The sequence below is a fragment of the Halobacillus sp. SY10 genome (assembly GCF_045401165.1).
Lineage (GTDB): Bacteria > Bacillota > Bacilli > Bacillales > Halobacillaceae > Halobacillus > Halobacillus aidingensis.
Window position 1 is genome coordinate 1,959,240 of sequence record NZ_CP174345.1, and the last position, 20,783, is coordinate 1,980,022.

General features: G+C 43.4%; 22 protein-coding genes. 21 read left to right on the forward strand and 1 reads right to left on the reverse strand.

From position 1 onward, the window contains the following. Positions 1-102: 102 nt before the first annotated feature. Both acpP and rnc read left to right on the forward strand, forming a co-directional pair. Entirely contained in the window at positions 103-336 is a 234-nt protein-coding gene (gene acpP / locus ACJA3J_RS10015) for an acyl carrier protein (RefSeq protein WP_035505393.1), read from the forward strand. Between the two features lie 75 nt (positions 337-411). Continuing rightward, the gene (gene rnc / locus ACJA3J_RS10020; protein WP_115893453.1) at positions 412-1,104 is read left to right on the forward strand and encodes a ribonuclease III; all 693 of its coding nucleotides are present in this window, start codon (positions 412-414) and stop codon (positions 1,102-1,104) included. 80 nt (positions 1,105-1,184) lie between these two features. Here the strand turns inward: rnc and ACJA3J_RS10025 are convergent, their stop codons facing one another. After that, positions 1,185-1,406, reverse strand: coding sequence for a DUF1128 domain-containing protein (locus ACJA3J_RS10025; protein WP_089652446.1), 222 nt, complete (start codon positions 1,404-1,406; stop codon positions 1,185-1,187). A 713-nt stretch (positions 1,407-2,119) separates the two neighbouring features. On the opposite strand from ACJA3J_RS10025, the gene smc reads away from it, so the two are divergent. From smc to dprA, 19 genes are all read left to right on the forward strand, one after another. After that, positions 2,120-5,680, forward strand: coding sequence for a chromosome segregation protein SMC (gene smc / locus ACJA3J_RS10030; protein WP_406946177.1), 3,561 nt, complete (start codon positions 2,120-2,122; stop codon positions 5,678-5,680). Between the two features lie 13 nt (positions 5,681-5,693). After that, a complete protein-coding gene (ftsY, locus tag ACJA3J_RS10035) occupies positions 5,694-7,001 on the forward strand; it encodes a signal recognition particle-docking protein FtsY (RefSeq protein WP_406946178.1) in 1,308 nt (435 codons plus the stop codon). 75 nt (positions 7,002-7,076) lie between these two features. Next, positions 7,077-7,406 (forward strand): putative DNA-binding protein, encoded by a 330-nt coding sequence (locus ACJA3J_RS10040; RefSeq protein WP_089652443.1) that lies wholly within the window; start codon positions 7,077-7,079, stop codon positions 7,404-7,406. A 13-nt stretch (positions 7,407-7,419) separates the two neighbouring features. Then, complete coding sequence (gene ffh, locus ACJA3J_RS10045) at positions 7,420-8,760, forward strand: signal recognition particle protein (protein ID WP_406946179.1); 1,341 nt, start codon at positions 7,420-7,422, stop codon at positions 8,758-8,760. Positions 8,761-8,844: 84 nt separating this feature from the next. After that, a complete protein-coding gene (gene rpsP / locus ACJA3J_RS10050) occupies positions 8,845-9,114 on the forward strand; it encodes a 30S ribosomal protein S16 (protein WP_089652441.1) in 270 nt (89 codons plus the stop codon). Between the two features lie 22 nt (positions 9,115-9,136). Continuing rightward, complete coding sequence (locus tag ACJA3J_RS10055; protein WP_089652440.1) at positions 9,137-9,364, forward strand: KH domain-containing protein; 228 nt, start codon at positions 9,137-9,139, stop codon at positions 9,362-9,364. Between the two features lie 90 nt (positions 9,365-9,454). Next, positions 9,455-9,841, forward strand: coding sequence for a YlqD family protein (locus ACJA3J_RS10060; protein WP_089652439.1), 387 nt, complete (start codon positions 9,455-9,457; stop codon positions 9,839-9,841). Positions 9,842-9,849: 8 nt separating this feature from the next. Next, positions 9,850-10,365: a ribosome maturation factor RimM gene (rimM, locus tag ACJA3J_RS10065; protein ID WP_089652438.1), complete on the forward strand. Its 516-nt coding sequence runs from the start codon at positions 9,850-9,852 to the stop codon at positions 10,363-10,365. Beyond that, positions 10,365-11,096 (forward strand): tRNA (guanosine(37)-N1)-methyltransferase TrmD, encoded by a 732-nt coding sequence (gene trmD, locus ACJA3J_RS10070; RefSeq protein ID WP_406946180.1) that lies wholly within the window; start codon positions 10,365-10,367, stop codon positions 11,094-11,096. Before rimM ends, trmD begins: the two co-directional genes overlap by 1 nt. Before the next feature lie 127 nt (positions 11,097-11,223). Beyond that, the gene (gene rplS, locus ACJA3J_RS10075; RefSeq protein WP_089652436.1) at positions 11,224-11,568 is read left to right on the forward strand and encodes a 50S ribosomal protein L19; all 345 of its coding nucleotides are present in this window, start codon (positions 11,224-11,226) and stop codon (positions 11,566-11,568) included. A 956-nt stretch (positions 11,569-12,524) separates the two neighbouring features. After that, positions 12,525-13,073 carry a signal peptidase I gene (gene lepB, locus ACJA3J_RS10080; RefSeq protein ID WP_089652465.1) on the forward strand — a complete coding sequence of 183 codons (549 nt, stop codon included), beginning with the start codon at positions 12,525-12,527 and terminating at the stop codon, positions 13,071-13,073. Between the two features lie 10 nt (positions 13,074-13,083). Beyond that, the gene (gene ylqF, locus ACJA3J_RS10085; protein ID WP_406946181.1) at positions 13,084-13,929 is read left to right on the forward strand and encodes a ribosome biogenesis GTPase YlqF; all 846 of its coding nucleotides are present in this window, start codon (positions 13,084-13,086) and stop codon (positions 13,927-13,929) included. A gap of 246 nt (positions 13,930-14,175) precedes the next feature. Then, a complete protein-coding gene (locus ACJA3J_RS10090) occupies positions 14,176-14,940 on the forward strand; it encodes a ribonuclease HII (protein WP_089652433.1) in 765 nt (254 codons plus the stop codon). A gap of 18 nt (positions 14,941-14,958) precedes the next feature. Further along, positions 14,959-15,381 carry a hypothetical protein gene (locus ACJA3J_RS10095; RefSeq protein WP_406946182.1) on the forward strand — a complete coding sequence of 141 codons (423 nt, stop codon included), beginning with the start codon at positions 14,959-14,961 and terminating at the stop codon, positions 15,379-15,381. A gap of 178 nt (positions 15,382-15,559) precedes the next feature. After that, a complete protein-coding gene (locus ACJA3J_RS10100) occupies positions 15,560-16,816 on the forward strand; it encodes a hypothetical protein (protein WP_406946183.1) in 1,257 nt (418 codons plus the stop codon). Next, complete coding sequence (locus ACJA3J_RS10105) at positions 16,813-17,082, forward strand: EscU/YscU/HrcU family type III secretion system export apparatus switch protein (RefSeq protein ID WP_115823172.1); 270 nt, start codon at positions 16,813-16,815, stop codon at positions 17,080-17,082. Before ACJA3J_RS10100 ends, ACJA3J_RS10105 begins: the two co-directional genes overlap by 4 nt. A 528-nt stretch (positions 17,083-17,610) precedes the next feature. Beyond that, the gene (gene sucC / locus ACJA3J_RS10110) at positions 17,611-18,771 is read left to right on the forward strand and encodes an ADP-forming succinate--CoA ligase subunit beta (protein ID WP_089652430.1); all 1,161 of its coding nucleotides are present in this window, start codon (positions 17,611-17,613) and stop codon (positions 18,769-18,771) included. Positions 18,772-18,788: 17 nt separating this feature from the next. After that, complete coding sequence (gene sucD, locus ACJA3J_RS10115; RefSeq protein WP_406946184.1) at positions 18,789-19,691, forward strand: succinate--CoA ligase subunit alpha; 903 nt, start codon at positions 18,789-18,791, stop codon at positions 19,689-19,691. Between the two features lie 265 nt (positions 19,692-19,956). After that, positions 19,957-20,640, forward strand: coding sequence for a DNA-processing protein DprA (dprA, locus tag ACJA3J_RS10120; RefSeq protein WP_406946185.1), 684 nt, complete (start codon positions 19,957-19,959; stop codon positions 20,638-20,640). Positions 20,641-20,783 lie beyond the last annotated feature (143 nt).

Below are 20,783 nucleotides of genomic sequence, written 5' to 3' on the forward strand. Positions count from 1 at the left end.
TTAAACAAAGAGATTGTGATTCCTTCTGAAAGTCGGGGTAAAACAACCTCTTGCGCTTTTGGGCACACATTACTATAATTACTGAAGGGAGGTGAGGTTCCAATGGCAGAAACATTTGATCGTGTAAAACAAATCATCGTCGATCGTCTTGATGTTGATGAGTCTAAAGTGACTATGGAAGCTTCCTTCAAAGAAGATCTAGAAGCAGACTCTCTTGATGTCGTTGAGCTTGTAATGGAGCTTGAAGACGAGTTTGATATGGAAATTTCTGATGAAGAAGCTGAAAAAATCAATACAGTAGGCGACGCTGTGAATTACATAAGCAGCCAGTCGTAATAGGATCGCTGTCCGTTATTCGGGCAGCCTTTCCTATATTTTTCAAGAAATTCATAGCAAAGGACAAGGTGATTTATGGATGATTTTTCCAGTTTCCAGAAAAAGATAAATTTACATTTCAATGATATCTCGTTACTGGAACAGGCTTTTACACATTCATCATATGTGAATGAGCATCGGAAAACCGATCGGGAGGATAATGAACGGCTGGAATTCTTGGGAGATGCCGTTCTTGAACTAGGAGTCTCTCAGTATTTGTACCGGGAGTTCCCGGATATGGCTGAAGGAGAGCTTACTAAGTTCAGAGCCTCGATTGTGTGTGAAGTCTCATTGGTAGAATTTGCAAATGAGCTGAATTTCCAAGACCTGATTTTACTTGGTAAAGGAGAAGAGTTGACAGGAGGGCGCAATCGACCAGCATTGCTTGCTGATGTCTTTGAAGCGTTCATCGGAGCTCTTTATTTAGACCAGGGTTACGATGCAGTCATACAGTTCTTAAGAACGTATGTGTATCCAAAAGTGAAAAAAGGTGCTTTTTCTCATGCGATGGATTTCAAAAGTCAGCTACAAGAATTTATTCAACGGGATAAAAACAGTAAAATCGAATATGAAATCGTTGAAGAGAGAGGACCTGCACACAGCCGGGAGTTTATCGCTCACGTACTGATCCAGGATGACATCGGTGGGATTGGTGTAGGCCGTACGAAGAAAGAAGCGGAACAAAAAGCGGCTCAGCAAGCATTGGAAAATCAAGGAGCCCATTTATAATCCGTCTTTAAAAGTGATCAAAAAGAGACCGTTTTTCGGAGAGAACCTTCGAAAAACGGTCTTTTTTTAGTGGCGGTTGGTTATTTTCTGTATTGACCAAGTTCCTGCACAAATGCCTGGATTTCAGAAACACTCAATTGCCCTTTCATTTCAATAATATCGTGAAGGGATTTGATTTCTTCGTATTTATTGAGATCGTAATCCTCTGGGTCCATAAGGGAACGGTTCACGACCTGCAGTTTTTCTGCCATGTCATTGATGATGACTTCTAGGTTTTCTTGGTTCGGTTCTTGTAAACTCAAAAATGAATCCTCCTTCAAGGCTCGTTTTCTAGGCTATTACATATGATAAAGGACTTTGCCGAATTTTGAAACCCTTCATTAATATTATAACTTATTAAAGTAAATGGCAGGATTCTTGAAGACTTGATTTCGAGATGTTTGTGCGAGTTTAGGGGCTGCGGGAAAAGGTTCGCTTTCCGTGGGCGAGTGATGAGCCTCCTCGAGCTAACGCTCTGCGGGGTCTCATCTACCACGCACTTCCCACAGGAGTCTCACCGTTTCCCTCCGCCCCTTTACCAAATGAGGTTCTCGAAATCCCTCTTATAGTAACCTGCCTAGTTTTGTGGTGAAATCCTGCTTAATCTGCGTCGATATAGGATTCTTAACCATAAATGCTCCTATTACAGGAAGGTAGTTTCGAGAATCTCTTCCGGCAAGTGGGCGGAGGGGAATGGCGAGACTCCTGCGGAAAAAAAGTGCATGGTGAGACCCCACAGGACGAAGTCCGAGGAGGCTCACCGCGCTCCCGCGGAAAGCGAGCTATTCCCCGCAGCCCCTTCCACTCACCAAGAGTCTCGAAACTGAGCCTTCCACAATAGGGAGCTTATGTTGAATAATGAGATTTTACTAGGTGTAATAAAAGTAGCTTTCGGTTCCTACCGTAGGGCCGTTCTTTATGATAAAATATATAAGTTGAGTGAATGAAAGATTTGTGAAAATACAGGAGGATGAATATGTTCCTCAAACAATTAGATACGATAGGTTTTAAATCATTTGCCGAACGAGTGACCGTCGATTTCGTTTCTGGAGTCACATCTGTCGTCGGACCGAATGGTAGTGGAAAAAGTAATATAACGGATGCGATTCGATGGGTATTAGGCGAACAGTCAGCCCGTTCGCTCCGCGGTAGTAAAATGGAAGACATCATCTTTGCTGGTAGTGAAACTAGAGCTCCATTGAATATGGCAGAAGTGACTTTGACCCTTGATAATACGGATCAGGCACTGCCTTTGGATTACCAGGAAGTGAGTGTGACGAGACGCGTTTACCGCTCCGGTGAAAGTGAGTTCTATATAAATAATCAGACATGCCGTTTGAAAGATATTGTCGATCTATTCATGGATTCCGGGCTTGGCAGGGAAGCTTTCTCTATTATCAGCCAAGGAAAAGTGGAAGAGATTCTTAGTTCCAAAGCAGAAGACCGCCGTTCCATTTTTGAAGAAGCGGCAGGAGTTCTGAAGTACAAACAGCGAAAGAAAAAAGCAGAATATAAGTTGTCGGAAACACAAGAAAATCTGAACCGTGTGGAAGATATCATATGGGAGATTGATGGTCAGCTTGAACCGTTAAAAGAACAAGCGGCTGTCGCGAAAGATTACTTAGAGAAAAAAGACGAGCTGAAGAATGTTGAAATCTCTTTATTGATCACTCAAATACAGCAGGTTCACGGAGAATGGGAAAGAATTCTCAAAGAACTGGAAGAAGTCAGAGGCCAGGAAAACGAGTTGAGTGAAAAAATCGAGGCGAATGAAGCTTCACTAAAAGATCAAAGGGATCATGTGGAAAGCCTCGATGCTTCTATAGAAAACATGCAGGCGAAGTTGCTTGAACTAACGAGAGACCTCGAAAATCTTGAGGGGAAAAAGCAACTAATGAAAGAGCGTCATAAGCATTTTGAAGAAAACAAATCCAAATTGGAAGAGGCCTATGAGGATCTCTCTGACAAACTGGTGAATTTAAAGGCGATTGCCGAAGAAGAAGCTAAAAAGTTAAAACAGATCAAAGAAAAAAGAGAAAATACGAAGCAAGAGTTAAATCAAACGACCCAAGCGTTAAAACAGGATCTCCATCTAATAGAAGATGAGATTGAAGACTTGAAGAGTGAATATATCGAATTGCTGAATAAGCAGGCAGCCAAACGAAACGAGAAACAACTCTTAGAAAAACAGCTGGACCAAATTCACTCCAAAAAAGGAAGTCAGATCGATAAATTCAAAGATCTCAGAAGTGAACGCGCAAAGCTTGAAGAAAAGTTGACTTCCATGACAGCCGAGTTGGAAACCCTGACCACACAGCGGGAAGAGCTAGAATCTCAAGTCCAAGAGTTGAACGAGAGATACGAAAAGAATAAACAGACGTATCAGGAATGGCAGGAGAAGCTTTATAAGGGCTATCAATATTTGGAAAATATGCGATCTAAGAAGGAAATGCTTGAAGAGATGAAAGAAGACTTCTCAGGTTATTTCCACGGCGTCCGTGAAGTTTTAAAGGCTTCTCAAAAAGGCCAGCTGCAGGGGATTCATGGAGCTGTGCTCGAACTGATTGATATTCCATCCCATCTTTTGACAGCGATTGAGACAGCGCTTGGTGCGCAGGCCCAACATATTGTCGTGGAGGACGAACAAACCGGAAGACAGGCGATCCACTGGTTGAAAACGAACAATAAAGGAAGAGCTACATTCCTGCCTCTGACCTCCATTCAGCCTCGTTCTGTCCATGGCGCTGCATCGCTTTCACAACAAGCAGGGTATGTAGGAGTTGCTGCCGATCTTATCCAATATGATACAGCTCATTCAAAAGCGATCCAGCACCTCCTTGGTCATATCGTCATTGCCGAAGGGTTAGAGGATGCAAACCAAATAGCTCGCGTATTGAATCGAAAGTACCGGGTTGTGACGCTTGATGGAGATGTTGTCAATCCTGGTGGTTCCATGTCAGGAGGGGCGAAAAAACAATCCAAACAATCCTTGTTCACAAGAGAAAAGGAATTGCAGGAACTTAGTGAGAAAATCGTCGCTTATGATGCAAAGGCGTTGGATGTTGAGAGTAAAGTGAAAAAGTTGAAGACGACCTTAGCAGAGCAAGAAGAGGAAAAAGAACAGTGGAATGTGAAACTTTCTGAATTAAAGAAAGAAGAGTATGAAAAGCAGTCCGATCAAAGGGAAATGCAGCTGAAACTCGACCATTTGAATGATCAACTTCAATTGTTCGATCAAGATCAGGCCCAGTACGATCACGACTCTCATCACGCTGATCAGCAGTTGACCGACCTTGACGAAACCTTACGGACTTTAGAAGAACAACTGGTATCGATTAATACAAAGATCGAAGAGTTGACGACAACAAAAGAACGTCAGAAAGAAGACGAGGCTAACTTGCAGGAACGCAGGCAGAAGCTTCAAATACAACTAGCCGAACAAGAATCAGCGGTAAACAACCAAAAAGAAAAAGCGGATCGTTATCAGCAGGAGAAAGATTTGATACAGCAGGAATTACGAGGCAATCGTGTCTCTTATCAACAACTGATGGAGGTCAAGGATTCCAATCAGACTGAAGATGAGATTCAGGCTCAAATTGAAAGCACGAGAACAGACAAGGAAGAAACGACTTCGTCCATCGAGATGAAGAGAAAAGAGCGTCAGAAGCTTGCTGCAGACATTCAGCAGGCTGAAGCGATGCTGAAGGAATTGAAGCGGAGACATCAAAACTTTATTCAAGACTTGCAGCAAAAGGAAGTCAAAGCCAACCGGCTGGACGTAGAGCTTGAGAATATGCTTCAATACTTGCAGGAAGAGTATGTGATGACGTTTGAGAAAGCGAAGAGGGACTACCCAGGTGTTGACGATATTGATGAAGCATCAACTAAGGTCAAGCTGATCAAACGGGCCATCGAAGAGCTTGGAACCGTGAATTTAGGAGCCATCGATGAGTATGACCGTATTAAAGAACGCTATGAATTCTTGAAGGGACAGCAAGATGATTTACTTGAAGCAAAACAGACCCTTCACACGGTTATCAATGAAATGGATGGTGAAATGAAGCGGAAGTTTGAAGACACCTTTACAAAAATCCGTGCGGAATTCGGTGAAGTCTTTCGTACTCTGTTCGGTGGAGGACGTGCCGATCTGCAACTGACTGACCCTAACGACATGTTAGAAACAGGGGTCGATATTGTGGCCCAGCCCCCGGGTAAGAAACTGCAAAATATGAGTTTGTTATCGGGCGGAGAACGTGCTCTGACGGCTATCGCTCTGTTATTCTCAATTCTACGCGTCCGTCCTGTGCCCTTCTGTGTCCTTGACGAGGTGGAAGCGGCATTGGATGAAGCGAACGTGGATCGTTTTGCTAAATTTTTGAAAGAATTCAGTGAGAAGACACAATTCATTGTCATCACCCACAGAAAAGGGACGATGGAAGAATCGGATGTTCTTTATGGGGTGACCATGCAAGAGTCAGGCGTATCTAAACTCGTATCCGTCAGACTAGAAGAAACACCGGAATTACTGGAAGCATAGGAAGGATGAGTCGATGAGTTTTTTTAAGAAACTGAAAGAAAAATTCGTAAAAGGTCCTGAGTCGGAAGAAGAAAAAGAGGAACAGCAGGTCCATGAAACAGAGGATTCCGATGACCAGGAACATCCTCTGGCGGATGTAGACCCCGCAGACACCCATGAGCAGGACGTTACAGACCTTCAGGGAAAAACAGAAACACCTGAAACCGAGGCCCCTGCAGAGGATGGGGAAGAATACGCAGCAGAAGCAGATGAAGAAGAGCCAGTCGAATCAACGCTGGATGAAAAAGACGAGCAGGGCGTTGAAGAATCATTGCCAGAAGATGATGCTGCAGAGAGCCTGGAAGAGGATGAAAAAGCTTCGATTGCTTCCAAGTTTAAAATGGGACTGGCTAAAACAAGAAATTCATTCTCGACTAAAATTAATGATCTCGTCGCACGTTACCGTACCGTTGATGAAGATTTCTTTGAAGAACTTGAGGAAGTGTTGATTTCTGCAGATGTCGGGGTTACGACCGTCATGGAAATGATTGAAGAGCTTGAGATGGAAGTGAAGCGTAGGAACGTTCAGGACCCTCAAAAAGTGAAGGAAATCATTTCTGAAAAGCTGGTTGAAATCTACTATGGTGATGATCGCGCTGAAGAAATTGAAGGGTTGAATGAAAACCCGGACGGCTTGACGATTTATCTGTTTGTCGGTGTGAATGGGGTAGGAAAAACAACGACCATCGGCAAACTTGCCCACCGACTGAAAAGTGAAGGGAAGAACGTGACACTTGCTGCAGGAGATACATTCCGTGCAGGTGCCATTGAGCAACTCGAAGAGTGGGGCAAACGTGTAGGAGTGAATGTCACGAAGCATAGTGAAGGCAGCGACCCAGCTGCTGTCATTTACGATGGTATCCAGTCTGCAAAATCGAAGAATGCCGATGTCCTCATTTGCGATACTGCCGGCCGTCTGCAAAATAAAGTGAACTTGATGAATGAACTTTCCAAGGTAAAACGCGTCATTGAGCGTGAAGTTCCTGGAGCTCCTCATGAAGTACTGCTTGTACTCGATGCTACGACAGGGCAAAATGCCATGAGCCAGGCGAAAACTTTCTCCGAAGCGACGGATGTATCCGGCATTGTCCTATCGAAATTGGATGGAACAGCGAAGGGCGGAATTGTTCTTGCGATTCGAAATGAGTTGGAAATCCCCGTTAAACTCGTGGGCCTTGGAGAAAGAGTGACCGACCTTGAAACATTTGATGCTCATGCCTTCGTTTATGGACTGTTTGCAGATATGATCGAAGAATATGATGAAGAAGAAGAACTATCCTAAGCCTTGACATGAAGGTACATGTTCCTTTAGTATTTATGTGTAAAGGCATTTCACTTAACAAGGAGTGCTTCAAGCATGCTTGAAAAAACGACACGGATTAATTATCTTTTTGATTTCTATCAATCGTTGTTGACTCCTAAACAGAGAAACTATATGGAGTTGTATTATCTCGAAGATTACTCTCTTGGTGAAATATCAGAAACCTTTGATGTCTCACGTCAAGCGGTGTATGATAATATTCGCCGAACAGAGACGATGCTTGAAGAATATGAAAAAAAGCTTCATCTATATGAGAAGTTTGAAAAACGGCAGAAAGTGATCAAAGAAATGGAAGCTCAGTTTAAAAAAGACGAGCTTCCAGCCCCTTATGAATCATGGCTGCACGAATTACAAGAATTAGAATAGGAGGGGATCTTCGATGGCATTTGAGGGTTTATCCGACCGTTTGCAGGAAACGATCAAGAAAATCAAAGGCAAAGGGAAGGTAAACGAACAAGACGTAAAAGAGATGACCAGGGAGGTCCGTCTCGCCCTCCTCGAGGCCGATGTAAACTTTAAAGTCGTTAAAGATTTTGTGAAGCGTGTACGTGAACGCGCCGTCGGTCAGGAGGTCATGGAAAGCCTGACCCCTGGACAGCAAGTCATCAAAGTTGTTAAAGAAGAGCTCACAGAATTGATGGGTGGCGACGAAAGTAAAATCGCTGTTGCCAAGCGTCCTCCAACGGTCATCATGATGGTCGGTCTGCAGGGTGCAGGTAAAACGACGACAACCGGGAAGCTTGCGAACCTGTTGCGTAAAAGCTACAACAGGAAGCCGTTACTCGTAGGAGCCGACGTTTACCGACCAGCTGCCATCCAGCAATTACAGACAATCGGAAAACAGCTGGATATGCCTGTCCATGAGGAAGGCACCGAAGCAAACCCTGTCGACATCGCCAAAAATGCGATAACCAAAGCCAAAGAGGAGCACCACGATTATGTGCTCATCGATACCGCTGGTCGTTTGCATATTGATGGTGATTTGATGGGTGAACTGCAAGAAATCAAGGAAGCTGTCAATCCTGATGAAATTTTCCTTGTAGTCGATGCCATGACAGGTCAGGATGCTGTGAATGTTGCAGAAAGCTTCGATGAGCAGCTCGACGTCACCGGTGTGCTGCTCACGAAACTTGATGGAGACACCCGTGGTGGTGCCGCGTTATCCATCAAAGCCGTGACAGGTAAACCGATCAAATTCGCGGGTATGGGGGAGAAGCTTGACCAGCTTGAGACCTTCCACCCTGAGCGTATGGCGTCAAGGATCCTTGGAATGGGCGACATGCTTACATTAATTGAAAAAGCACAAACCCAAGTCGATGAAAAGCAAGCGAAAGAGCTGGAGTCGAAAATGCGTAATGCGTCCTTTACATTTGAGGACTTCCTTGAGCAGATGGAGCAAGTGAAGAACATGGGACCACTGGATGAAATTTTAAATATGATTCCTGGTGCGAACAAAATGAAAGGTCTTCAGAACGTGTCGTTCGACGACAAGCAGATCGTTCATGTTGAAGCCATCATCCAATCGATGACTAAAAATGAACGACAGGACCCTTCTGTGATGAATGCAAGCCGTAAAAAGCGGATTGCCAAAGGGTCCGGGACGTCTGTGTCAGAGGTCAACAGACTGTTGAAACAGTTTGAAGAAATGAAGAAAATGATGAAACAAATGAGCAATACAAAAGGGAAAAAAGGCAAAGGAATGAAATTTCCTTTTATGTAATGGAAAAAACCTTTACACACCCTTGAAGTTCTGCTAAAATCTAAATCTGTGTGAAACATTAAAGAAATTTGGAGGTTGTTAAAAATGGCAGTAAAAATTCGCCTAAAACGTATGGGATCTAAACGTAACCCATTTTATCGTGTAGTAGTTGCTGATTCTCGTTCTCCTCGTGATGGACGTATCATCGAGCAAATCGGAACATATAACCCAGTTGCTAACCCTGTAGAGGTTAAACTTGATGCTGAGAAAGCAATCGACTGGATGTCAAACGGCGCGAAGCCAAGTGACACGGTTCGTAACCTATTCTCTAACGAAGGCATCATGAAGCAGTTCCACGATAAGAAAAACCAATAAATCATAAAGTAGTGGTGATCCCATGAAAACCTTGATCGAAACGATCGTAACTCCGCTTGTCGATCATCCTGATGACATCGTGGTGGATGAGAAAGAGGAAAATCATAAAGTGGTTTATCATCTTACGGTCCACCCGGATGATGTAGGGAAAGTAATCGGTAAGAACGGGCGGATTGCGAAAGCGATTCGGACTGTCGTCTATGCGGCAGGTTCAGATTCTGAAAAACGAATCTATTTGGATATCATGTAAGAGAACTAATTTTATTGGTGTAAGAAGGGAGAAGGGAAACCTTTTCCCTTTTTTACTATTCTCATGGAATGGCAGAGGGGCGGGCGAAAGATGCAGATCATCCGAACAGTACCTGTCAAACAGATTTTGACAGAGACGAGTCGTGCGCAAATTAAGGAAAAGTTCGACGAAAGATATCAACGTCTGGACCGTGAATGCAGGCAGCTTTCATTTGAACAGAAAAAATTAGAACGCAAGCCCGGGGTGTCAAGACAGGAAGTGGAGCGCCGTTTTTCAAAGGAAATCGGACGAAGAAAAGATCAACTGAAGTGGCTTGAATATCAGCGCAAACAATTGGATATCCTGCCTGATGGAAGTGAGCTTGAAACAGACGAAGTACAGGCACTGATTGAAGTTAAAGAAGGCGATCAATGGGAAGAGGTCATCCAGGATCGTCAAATCGTCGTGGAAGACGGAAAAGTCATACGAGCGAGGTAATTGCACTCATGGAAAAACAGTTATTCAATGTTGGAAAAATAATAAACACACATGGCATCAAAGGAGAAGTCAAAGTTCATCGCGTCACAGATTTTGATGAACGATTCGAACCAGGTCAGCTTTTGTATTGGGTAAGTGATAACAACGAGCCGAAACCACTGGTAATTCGAACACACCGGGTTCATAAAGGTTTCGAACTTGTAAGCTTCGAGGATCATCCTACGATTAATGATGTCGAAGGCTACAAGAATGGAAAGCTGATGGTATCAGAAGACGATCAAGTAGAGCTTGATGACCATGAATTCTACTTTTATGAAATCATCGGGTGTACCGTATTTTTAGAGTCAGGTGAAGAACTAGGAGAAATTAAAGAAATTCTTACCCCTGGCGCGAATGACGTTTGGGTTGTGAAGCGGAAGAATCAGCCGGATGTTCTCATTCCGTATATCGAACCTGTCGTTAAAGAAGTGGATACGGAGTCGAAAACAATCATCATCGATCCAATAGAGGGGCTGCTAGACTAATGCATATCGATATTTTGACACTTTTTCCCGAAATGTTTGATGGTGTATTGCAGAATTCCATCATGAAGCGTGCTCAGGAACAAGGCGCCTTTTCACATCAATATGTGAATTTCCGTGATTACACTGAAAATAAACACAACAAAGTCGATGATTACCCTTACGGGGGAGGAGCGGGTCTTGTTCTATCCCCACAACCCATTTTTGATAGCATTCAGTCCATCAAAGATTCTGCGGAAAAACCTCCACGTGTTGTGCTGCTTTGCCCGCAGGGAGAACCCTACTCCCAGCAAAAAGCGGAAGAACTTTCAGAAGAGGATCATCTGGTCTTCATTTGTGGCCATTACGAGGGATATGATGAAAGAATCAGGCAGGAATTGGTGACCGATGAAATATCCATCGGTGATTATGTCCTTACTGGTGGAGAGCTGGGTGCGATGGTCGTCATCGATTCTGTTGTTCGACTTCTACCAGGAGTTCTAGGAAATGAACAGTCAGCTCCTATGGACTCATTCTCAAGCGGCTTGCTTGAACATCCGCATTATACGAGACCAGCCGATTTTCGAGGTCATAAAGTGCCGGATGTCCTTCTATCAGGAAACCATGCCAAAATCGATGAATGGCGTCATTACCAGTCATTGAAACGTACATTCGAAAGAAGGCCGGATTTGCTTGAGGGAAGGGAATTATCTGCTAAAGAACAATCGTGGTTGGATAAGTGGAAAAATAGCTGAGTGCTGTTGATGTTTGTCTCTAGATATGGTATATTAAATTTTGTGCTTAAACGTACGGTTTAAGTGGAAAACGATGTTCCGCTGCCTCTTAGAAGACAAGAGCATTAGTTAAAAAGGAGTGAAAATCATGCAACAATTGATTCATGACATTACAAAAGAACAACTTCGTACGGATCACCCAGATTTCCGTCCTGGTGATACTGTAAAAGTACACGTGAAAGTTGTCGAAGGCACACGTGAACGTATCCAGGTATTCGAAGGTGTTGTCATCAAACGTCAGAACGGCGGAATCAGCGAAACATTCACTGTACGTAAGATTACTTACGGTACAGGTGTTGAGCGTACATTCCCAGTTCATTCTCCACGTATCGCTAAGATTGAGCGTACTCGTCGTGGTAAAGTACGTCGTGCGAAACTTTACTACTTGCGTAACCTACGCGGTAAAGCTGCACGTATTAAAGAAATTATCTAATTTCAGTAAAAAGGAGCTTGCGATGCCAAGCTCCTTTTTTCTACTTAGATTTAGCTCTTTAGCACGCTTGAGTTGATCTATATAGGCATGTTATTAAAAAGTATATGGCAGGATTCTTGAAGACTCAGTTTCGAGATGTTTTTTGAGTGGATGGGGCTGCGGGGAATGACTCGCTTTCCGCGGGAGCGCGGTGAGCCTCCTCGAGCTTCGCTCTGTGGGGTCTCACCAAGCACTTTTTTCCCGCAGGAGTCTCCCCATCCCCCACCGCCCCTTTGCCATGGAAGATTCTCGAAACCACTTCTGGAAAAATCAGCTTGTATGATTGAGGGAAGTGGATAATATAACCCCCTCCACAGCGGGCATTCACAACGTAAAAGCTTGATACAGAGCGCTTTATGCATGCTTAGGAGAGAAGAGTGGGAGAAACTCATTCTCGGTATAGGGGTTCGTTTCTCCCTTACATGGAATGGGGTTGTTGGGAAGCTGCGAGACTCCCGTGGGAGAAGGAGATAGGCGAGATCCCGCAGGACGCAGTCCGAGGAAGCTCGGCGCTCCCCCACAGGAAAGTGTTCAAATGCGGAATCGCCCTGGTAGACACGACTGGCATAAGCAGAACAGCAACGGAATGTGTTTTTCATTCCTTTGCTGTTCTGCTTATGACGCGAGTGTCTGGGCGATGGAGCTAGACGAGTAGCTTCCCAACCACCCCTTACGCTCCACCAGGCAAACGAACTCCGGTTATCTCGAAACTGAGTCTTTCACTAAAGGGAGCTTTACGGAATAGAGGCTGGGGTTAAGAATTTCATGATATGATTTGTAAGACACAGGTAAAATGTAAAACAAGTGAGCCGTTCAGCAGCAATTACACCATATGTTATGGAATGGTTGTATCTACAGCCGGTTATAGTATGGTTTTGCCGCTCCAGACTCCTTCATACAAGGAAGAGGGGATAATGATGAAACAACAATGGTTGGACTGGTTGAAAGCTTTTCTTATCGCCGGCGTATTGGCTGTGATCGTAAGAGTGTTTTTGTTTGCGCCGGTCGTAGTCGAAGGCCCTTCCATGTTGACCACCTTACATAGCGGGGATCATTTAATTGTAAGTAAGCTCAATTATAAAATTGGATCGCCGGATCGTTTTGATGTTGTTGTATTTCATGCAACAGAACGTAAAGACTATATCAAACGGGTGATTGGCCTCCCTGGTGATCACATTGCCTATGAAGATGATCAACTCTATGTGAATGGAGAACCCGTGGACGAGCCATTTCTTAATGAACGGAAACAGCAATTAAGCGGCAGTCGGCCCCTGACTGATGACTTCACGATGGAGAATTTACCAGGCGAATATGAAGAGGTGCCTGAGGGCCATTTGTTCGTACTTGGTGATAACCGTAACAACTCGACAGACAGCCGGATGCTTGGTGTGATTGATCAAGACCAGATGGTAGGGGAAGCGGTTGTTTCCTACTGGCCATTAAATCGCATCCAGCTTGTCAATTAGGAGGATCTACATGACCATTCAATGGTTTCCAGGCCACATGGCCAAAGCAAAAAGGGAAGTTGCAGAGAAGCTTAAACTCGTGGATTTCGTCATCGAACTTGTGGATGCACGTGCACCACTTTCTTCTCAAAACCCTATGCTGCATAACACATTACAAGAAAAGCCCAAAATGATGGTGCTGATGAAAAAAGATCTCGCTGATACAAAAATTACCAGTGAGTGGATTGAACACTTTAAAGAAAAAGGAATCCCAGCCGTTGCGATTGAAGCTAATCAAAAACAGGATGTGCAAAAAGTTGTCCAGCAAGCGAAAGAGTTAGGGAAAGAAAAAATGGACAAGCTCAAAGCGAAAGGTATTCGTCCCAGAGCTTCACGGGCAATGATCATAGGCATTCCTAATGTAGGTAAATCTACGTTAATAAATAGACTGGCCAACAAGAAAATGGCTAAAACAGGAGATAAACCTGGTGTCACAACGAAGCAACAATGGATCAAAGTGAAGAAAGAATTCGAATTGCTTGATACTCCTGGAATTCTATGGCCTAAATTCGAAGAAGAGGAAGTTGGCTATCGCCTAGCTGCGATCGGCACGATTAAAGATCAAATCCTTCCTAAAGAAGATGTAGCTGCTTATGCCCTTCATTTCCTGCATCAATTCTACCCAGATCGCCTTGAAGAGAGATTTGGTCTTGAGAAAGTGGATGACATGATGGAGGCTTTTGAGTCCATCGGTAAAAAGCGTGGTTGTCTTGAAAGTGGAGGCCGCATTAATTTCGAAAAAGTCTCTGACATTATCTTGCAAGACTTACGGACAGGAAAGCTCGGAATGATTACCCTTGAACGTCCTGATTCATAAACCAAAGCGCAAAGAGGCCCTAGCCCCTTGCGCTTTCTTTATGAGGTTATTTCTGAAATGTAACTGCAGATCATCATAACGGGGGCATGTATGTGTCAGAAACAACAGACTGTTCTCAGCCCCTCATCTATACAATGGAAACACCTTTCAGATAAAAAAAGTTATAGATAGATAAAACCATTAAACATTTGATTTTATAATGATGAAAAACGTCCGATATGATAAGAAATGGAGGGTTTAACTTTTATGACCCAATTGACTGTATCACAGGTTAAAGAAAGACTGAATGACGAGAAATTGACCGCTCATGAGTTAGCTGTGTTTAAAGAGGATTCGAGGAAAGGTGTGCAACAACTCATGAAGCGCTATGATAAGGAGATCCAGCAAAAGCAAGAGCTGAAAAAGCAGTATGAGATGATGATGACGTTTGAAGAAAATCTCTTCCACCGTGGTTTTACCCAAGTAGCAGGAATCGACGAAGCAGGGCGAGGGCCGATTGCCGGTCCAGTCGTTGCAGGTGCTGTCGTTTTACCACGTGATTATTACTTAGAAGGCCTGAATGATTCGAAGAAACTTTCTTTAAAAAGTCGTGAGGCCTACTTTGGTCGGATCAAGGCAGATGCTGATTGGGGTGTAGGAATTGTCACAAATGAAGAGATCGATCAAATCAACATTTATCAAGCAACAAAACTTGCCATGAAGAGAGCCGTCGAAGGTCTTTCCGGCCAACCAGAACATTTACTGATTGATGCGATGGAATTGGACGCGATTCCAACTTCCCAAACAAAACTTATTAAAGGGGATGAGAGAAGTGTTTCGATCGCTGCTGCGAGTGTCATTGCCAAAGTGACAAGGGACCGAATGATGGCTGAACTAGATGAACAGTATCCGATGTATGAATTCCGCAGCAATCAGGGATATGGAACAAAGCCACACGTAGAAGCATTAAAAACTCACGGGCCTTCCCCGGTTCATAGAAAAACATTTGCTCCTGTGAAAGATTTGCTATAAGAAAGGGATGGAATAAAAATGGACCATTTGATCAACAGTCTTACACGTCTATCAACACATGCAGCCCTGCCTGTTGAACCCAAATCAGGCCAACTGGTAAAAGGGGAAGTTATTCAATCCCTACAAGATAACAAAGTTGTGGTGAATATGGGTAAGAAAAGTGTGGAAGCCATAGTAAATCAACCGTTGATCAAAGGTTCATCTTACTTATTCCAAGTAGAACAAGTTGAACCTGCTCTCGTATTACGGACTGTATCGCTTTCTGAAGCGCAGCCAGACCAATTGGATCTCGTGTCGCTTTTAAAGCAGATAGGAGTAAAGGAAAACAAAGACAACCTCTCATTGATGAAGGCGATTGTTGATTTGAAGGTGCCATTACATAAAAAAGATTTAGCACAAGCGTTCAAATTGATTCAGTCGTCTGCTATGTTTGGACCATAGATTTAATTTTCTCATCAGAAGCAGAAAGTGATTTCTTTCCCAATTGTTGCTCAACATCTGACAAAACTTGAGAATATTCTTCCGTATATTTCGCTGAAAGTGCCGAATACACGGAAGATTGAATGGGCATTTTCCTGCTTATCATATGTAGCAATAAATCGCGTGCGAGTGGTTGATTTTGCGAGCAGAACAAATTCCAAAATCTGAAAGTGTGACTCTTAACAAATTAAAATACGAGTTAATGAATGGATCTAGCTCTACTTTTGAGCTATTGAAGAAAGCGGGAATTATAGATGCTAAGCATACCTTATCATCGTTCCAGCAAAAGTGGTCTCATCAGAATCCCGGCATGGATCGTTTACCTTTCATTAAAGAACGAGTAGCTAGTTCTTTACAACAGCTGTTACAAAATCAACTTCCGTTATCTCCATCAGAAAATCAAACGATCAAACAGTGGGTACATACATCAGGAAAACTCCTTTCTGTCTGGGCTCAACAACCTTCGAATACTGATTTCCACATGGTGTCTCAACAAACACGCAGACAATGGACTGAGACTTTTAGAAACGTAGTGGCCCAAAATGTAATGAGACGTTTAACGCCACACTTACAGGAATCTACAAAGTTATTTATTGATAAAGCCGTCACTCTTTTAGGCCATGATAGGGGTGAAAGAAATTCTTTTTCAAGAACTGAATTCAGGTCTTTTCTGTCTGATATGCAAAATTTGATAGGCAAGCAGGTTTCAATTGACCAACAAAAGCTCCTCGTACATTCGCTGCAGTCATTGAGTCAAAACACCACGCTCTCTGACAAAGATAGGATGTGGCTCCAAATGAAAGCGATGATGAGTCGAATAGGATTCAATGATGAACATGTCCTTGCCAAAGCCTTTCAACAGACAGAGGCACCTGTACAGACAGAAAGTTCATTAAAAACGTTGCTATTAAAAGGGTTAAATGAAGGTTCAGAAGTAAAAGCAGAAACGGCAAATCGGCTGATAAACCTGATTAACGGGACACAACTCGCTTCGTACTCGGATAACCCCCAAACCCTGCAAATAACACTTCAATTTCCTGGTGATTTCATTGGAGCTTTGAAGGATGTACATATGAACATGGAAGGGCGAAAAAATGACGATGGCCAAATTGACTCTGACTACTGTCATGTAATGTTCTACTTACACCTTTCTCAGCTTGAGGAAACCATTATAGACCTCAATATTGTTGAGCGACGTGTATCGGTCGTCGTATATAATGAAAACCCAGAGCTTGAAAAGCTTTTCAAACCGTATCAAAAGAAATTAGAAGAGGGTTTAGAAATTGCTGGATATGAATTGAACTCTCTTAGGGCACGCGTCACGCGTGAAGTTTCAAAAAGCACTGACTCTAACAAACAAGAGGAGGCGGAAGAAGGGGTGGATATCAGGATATGAATGAAAAAAGAAAAGAAGCCATTGCTTTGACCTATCAATCCGAAAAAGCAGCTGCTCCAGAGGTAGTGGCGAAAGGGCAGGGGGTCATAGCTGAAAATATTCTAAAAGCCGCAGAGGAGCACCAAATACCCGTACAAGAAGACGCCACCCTCGTCGAACTGCTCTCAGAGCTGAACATTAACGAACAAATCCCAGAAGATCTTTACCACGTCGTCGCTGAAGTTTTCGCCTTCATTTACAACGTTGACCAGCAACAAAAGAAATAGTGTGTTGAACAAGAATTCACCAAGTATTCCTGATTATCAATAAATGATGGTTATTGAAGTATATGGCAGGATTGTGTAAGACTTATTTCGAGATGTTTGTGGGGTTATAGAGTCGTTTTAACCATAGATACTGCACGAATAAGGTATGGGAACAGGGGCTGGGAAACGTCCGCATGAAAAGCGAATGGAGAAACGAACGTGGGTGTTTTTTTCTACTGACTGATCCAAAACACTGCAAATCGTCGTTTCCCTGACCCCGTATCCATGGCCAGGAATTGTCATTCATTATTTCAACTAGGCAAGGCAGCCCCTATCCACACAACAAACGTCTCGAAACTGAGTCTTCCACAATCGGGAACGTTTGTGGAGGAATGGAGTAGAGGAAATTCGACATTCCAAGTCTGGTTTACATAATAATATACCTGGTAATCTAGTGAATTTTTCGACAGATATCTAGCTTAGTATGGACAATTGATAGCGTTTTTTTATACAATGAACATGCAGTGAAATTTGATGGGAGGATGAAACATGAACATTCACGAGTATCAAGGAAAAGAAATCATGCGTGATTTTGGCGTATCGGTGCCAAATGGACACGTCGCATATACCGTAGATGAAGCTGTCGAAGCAGCGAAGAAATTAGGTAGCGATGTCACAGTTGTCAAGGCGCAGATCCACGCAGGTGGCCGCGGGAAAGCAGGCGGAGTCAAAATTGCTAAAAATCTTGACGAGGTGCGTACATACGCTGACGAAATACTAGGAAAAACACTTGTAACCCATCAGACTGGACCAGAAGGCAAAGAAGTAAAGCGCTTACTTATCGAAGAAGGTTGCGATATTAAGAGCGAATACTATGTCGGTCTTGTTCTCGATCGCGCGACAAGCCGTGTGACGATGATGGCATCTGAAGAAGGTGGTACGGAGATTGAGGAAGTCGCTGAAAAGACTCCTGAGAAAATCTTCAAAGAAGTCATCGATCCTGTAACAGGTCTCACACCATTCCAGGCGCGTCGACTTGCATTCAATATTAATATTCCGAAAGAATCTTTAGGAAAAGCGGTTAAGTTTATGCTTGGTCTTTATGACGTTTTTGTACAAAAGGATTGCTCTGTTGCAGAAATCAATCCACTCGTTACAACAGGTGACGGAGAGGTACTTGCGCTTGACTCTAAGCTGAACTTTGACGATAATGCCCTTTTCCGTCAAAAAGACATTGCTGAACTTCGTGATCTTGAAGAAGAAGATCCAAAAGAAGTAGAAGCATCCAAATACGATCTTAGTTACATCGCACTTGATGGTAACATCGGCTGTATGGTCAATGGTGCCGGACTTGCGATGGCTACAATGGATACAATTAAACACTACAGCGGCGATCCTGCCAACTTCCTAGATGTCGGTGGCGGCGCTACAACGGAAAAAGTAACCGAAGCTTTCAAAATCATCCTTTCTGATGAAAATGTCAAAGGGATCTTCGTTAACATTTTCGGTGGCATTATGAAGTGTGATGTCATCGCTGAAGGTGTGGTCGAAGCGACAAAACAAATCGGACTTACACTGCCGCTCGTTGTTCGTCTAGAAGGTACGAACGTCGACGCTGGGAAGAAAATTCTTGATGAATCAGGCTTGAACATCACTTCTGCAGATTCTATGGCAGAAGGCGCACAAAAAATCGTTGAACTAGTCAAGTAAGAAAGGCGGGGAATCAGATGAGTGTATATATTGATAAGAACACAAAAGTCATTGTTCAAGGTATTACAGGATCGACAGCACTTTTCCATACAAAACAGATGGTTGAGTATGGAACACAAATCGTGGGTGGTGTCACGCCGGGTAAAGGCGGCACCGAAGTGGAAGGAATTCCTGTATTTAATACAGTTGCAGAAGCTGTAGAAAAAACAGGAGCGAATGCTTCCGTCATTTATGTCCCTGCACCGTTTGCAGCGGATGCCATCATGGAAGCTACAGATTCTGAGATGGATCTTGCCATTTGCATCACTGAGCATATTCCTGTTTTGGATATGATTAAAGTTAAACGCTATATGGAAGGAAAGAAAACACGCCTCCTCGGACCAAACTGTCCTGGGGTCATTACTCCTGATGAGTGTAAAATCGGTATCATGCCTGGCTACATCCATAAAAAAGGCCATGTGGGCGTCGTTTCCCGTTCTGGTACGCTGACTTATGAAGCTGTTCATCAGCTTTCTGAAGCTGGAATCGGTCAATCCACAGCGGTCGGAATTGGGGGAGATCCTGTAAATGGGACCGATTTCATCGATGCATTGAAAGCTTTCAATGAGGACCCTGACACAGAAGCTGTCATCATGATTGGTGAAATCGGCGGAACAGCCGAGGAGGAAGCAGCTGAATGGGTGAAAGCGAATATGAGCAAACCAGTTGTAGGCTTTATTGGCGGCCGTACAGCCCCTCCAGGAAAACGCATGGGCCATGCTGGTGCGATTATTTCCGGTGGTAAAGGTACTGCTGACGAAAAAATCCGTGTGATGAACGAATGTGGAATCCAAGTCGCTGAAACACCATCAGTTATGGGTGAAACATTGATTCAGGTTTTGAAAGACCAGGATCTTTTTGAAAAGTGTAAAACACACTAATTAAATGAAGAAAGAGGCCGTATCGATGCACAGGTACGGCCTCTAAACTATGGAAACGAGGTGCCTAATGAAAGACCGGAGAACACGTTTACTCCTCCTTCACGATTCCTCTCATATGACGAGGCCTCTGCTTAGAAAATTACTTCAGAACGACCCTTCTTTATTGCACCCCTTTTCATGTACACCTGCACAGCTTTCTAAAGATGTTTCCATCCCACTTTCAAGAGCTCAATCCATCCTCCGACATATAACAGATCCTAATATAATGAAGAAACTCGACAAATATGATCAGAAATATACAATTATCACCCTGTTTGATCACACATACCCCGAGAATTTAAAAACGATTCCAGACCCTCCTTATGTCCTTTACACGGAAGGGGATGTATCTTTGTTCCATTCACCGCTTTCCATCAGTGTGATCGGCACTCGCAGACCATCCTCTTATGCATTTCCTGCTATGAAATCTGTTCTTATCCCACTCATCCAGTCAGGGTTTACTATTGTCAGTGGTATGGCTCAGGGTATTGATCAGCTTGCTCACACATTGGCAGCTGAATATAATGGAAAAACGATTGCTGTTCTCGGTTCGGGATTTCAGCATATTTATCCTAAGAACAACCCTTTACTATACCGCTCATTAACCGAAAACCATTTGGTGGTAAGTGAGTATCCTCCGGACTGCCCCCCGAAAAAATATCACTTCCCTGAGCGTAATCGACTGATTGCGGGATTAACTCCAAGTACTTTTGTCATCGAAGCTCGACTGAAAAGCGGAACATTGATCACAGTAGACCAGGCCTTAGAGCAAGGCAAAGATGTTTATGCACTTCCGGGACCTGCGGGGAGGGTAACGAGTGAAGGATGTCATAAAATGATCAATGAAGGCGCAAAATTAGTTCATACGTATCATGACATTCTGGAAGATTGGTTAGAAAAATTTGAATAATCCGTTACAAAGGTGTTACATTCAAGGGTGAGATTGGACCAATTTGAGACTTTTTTGAAAAATATATGTTTGACAAACGGTTTCATTGTATTTAATAATAGGGAAGATTTATTTTATAAAAAGCTGATTCAACCAAAAACATG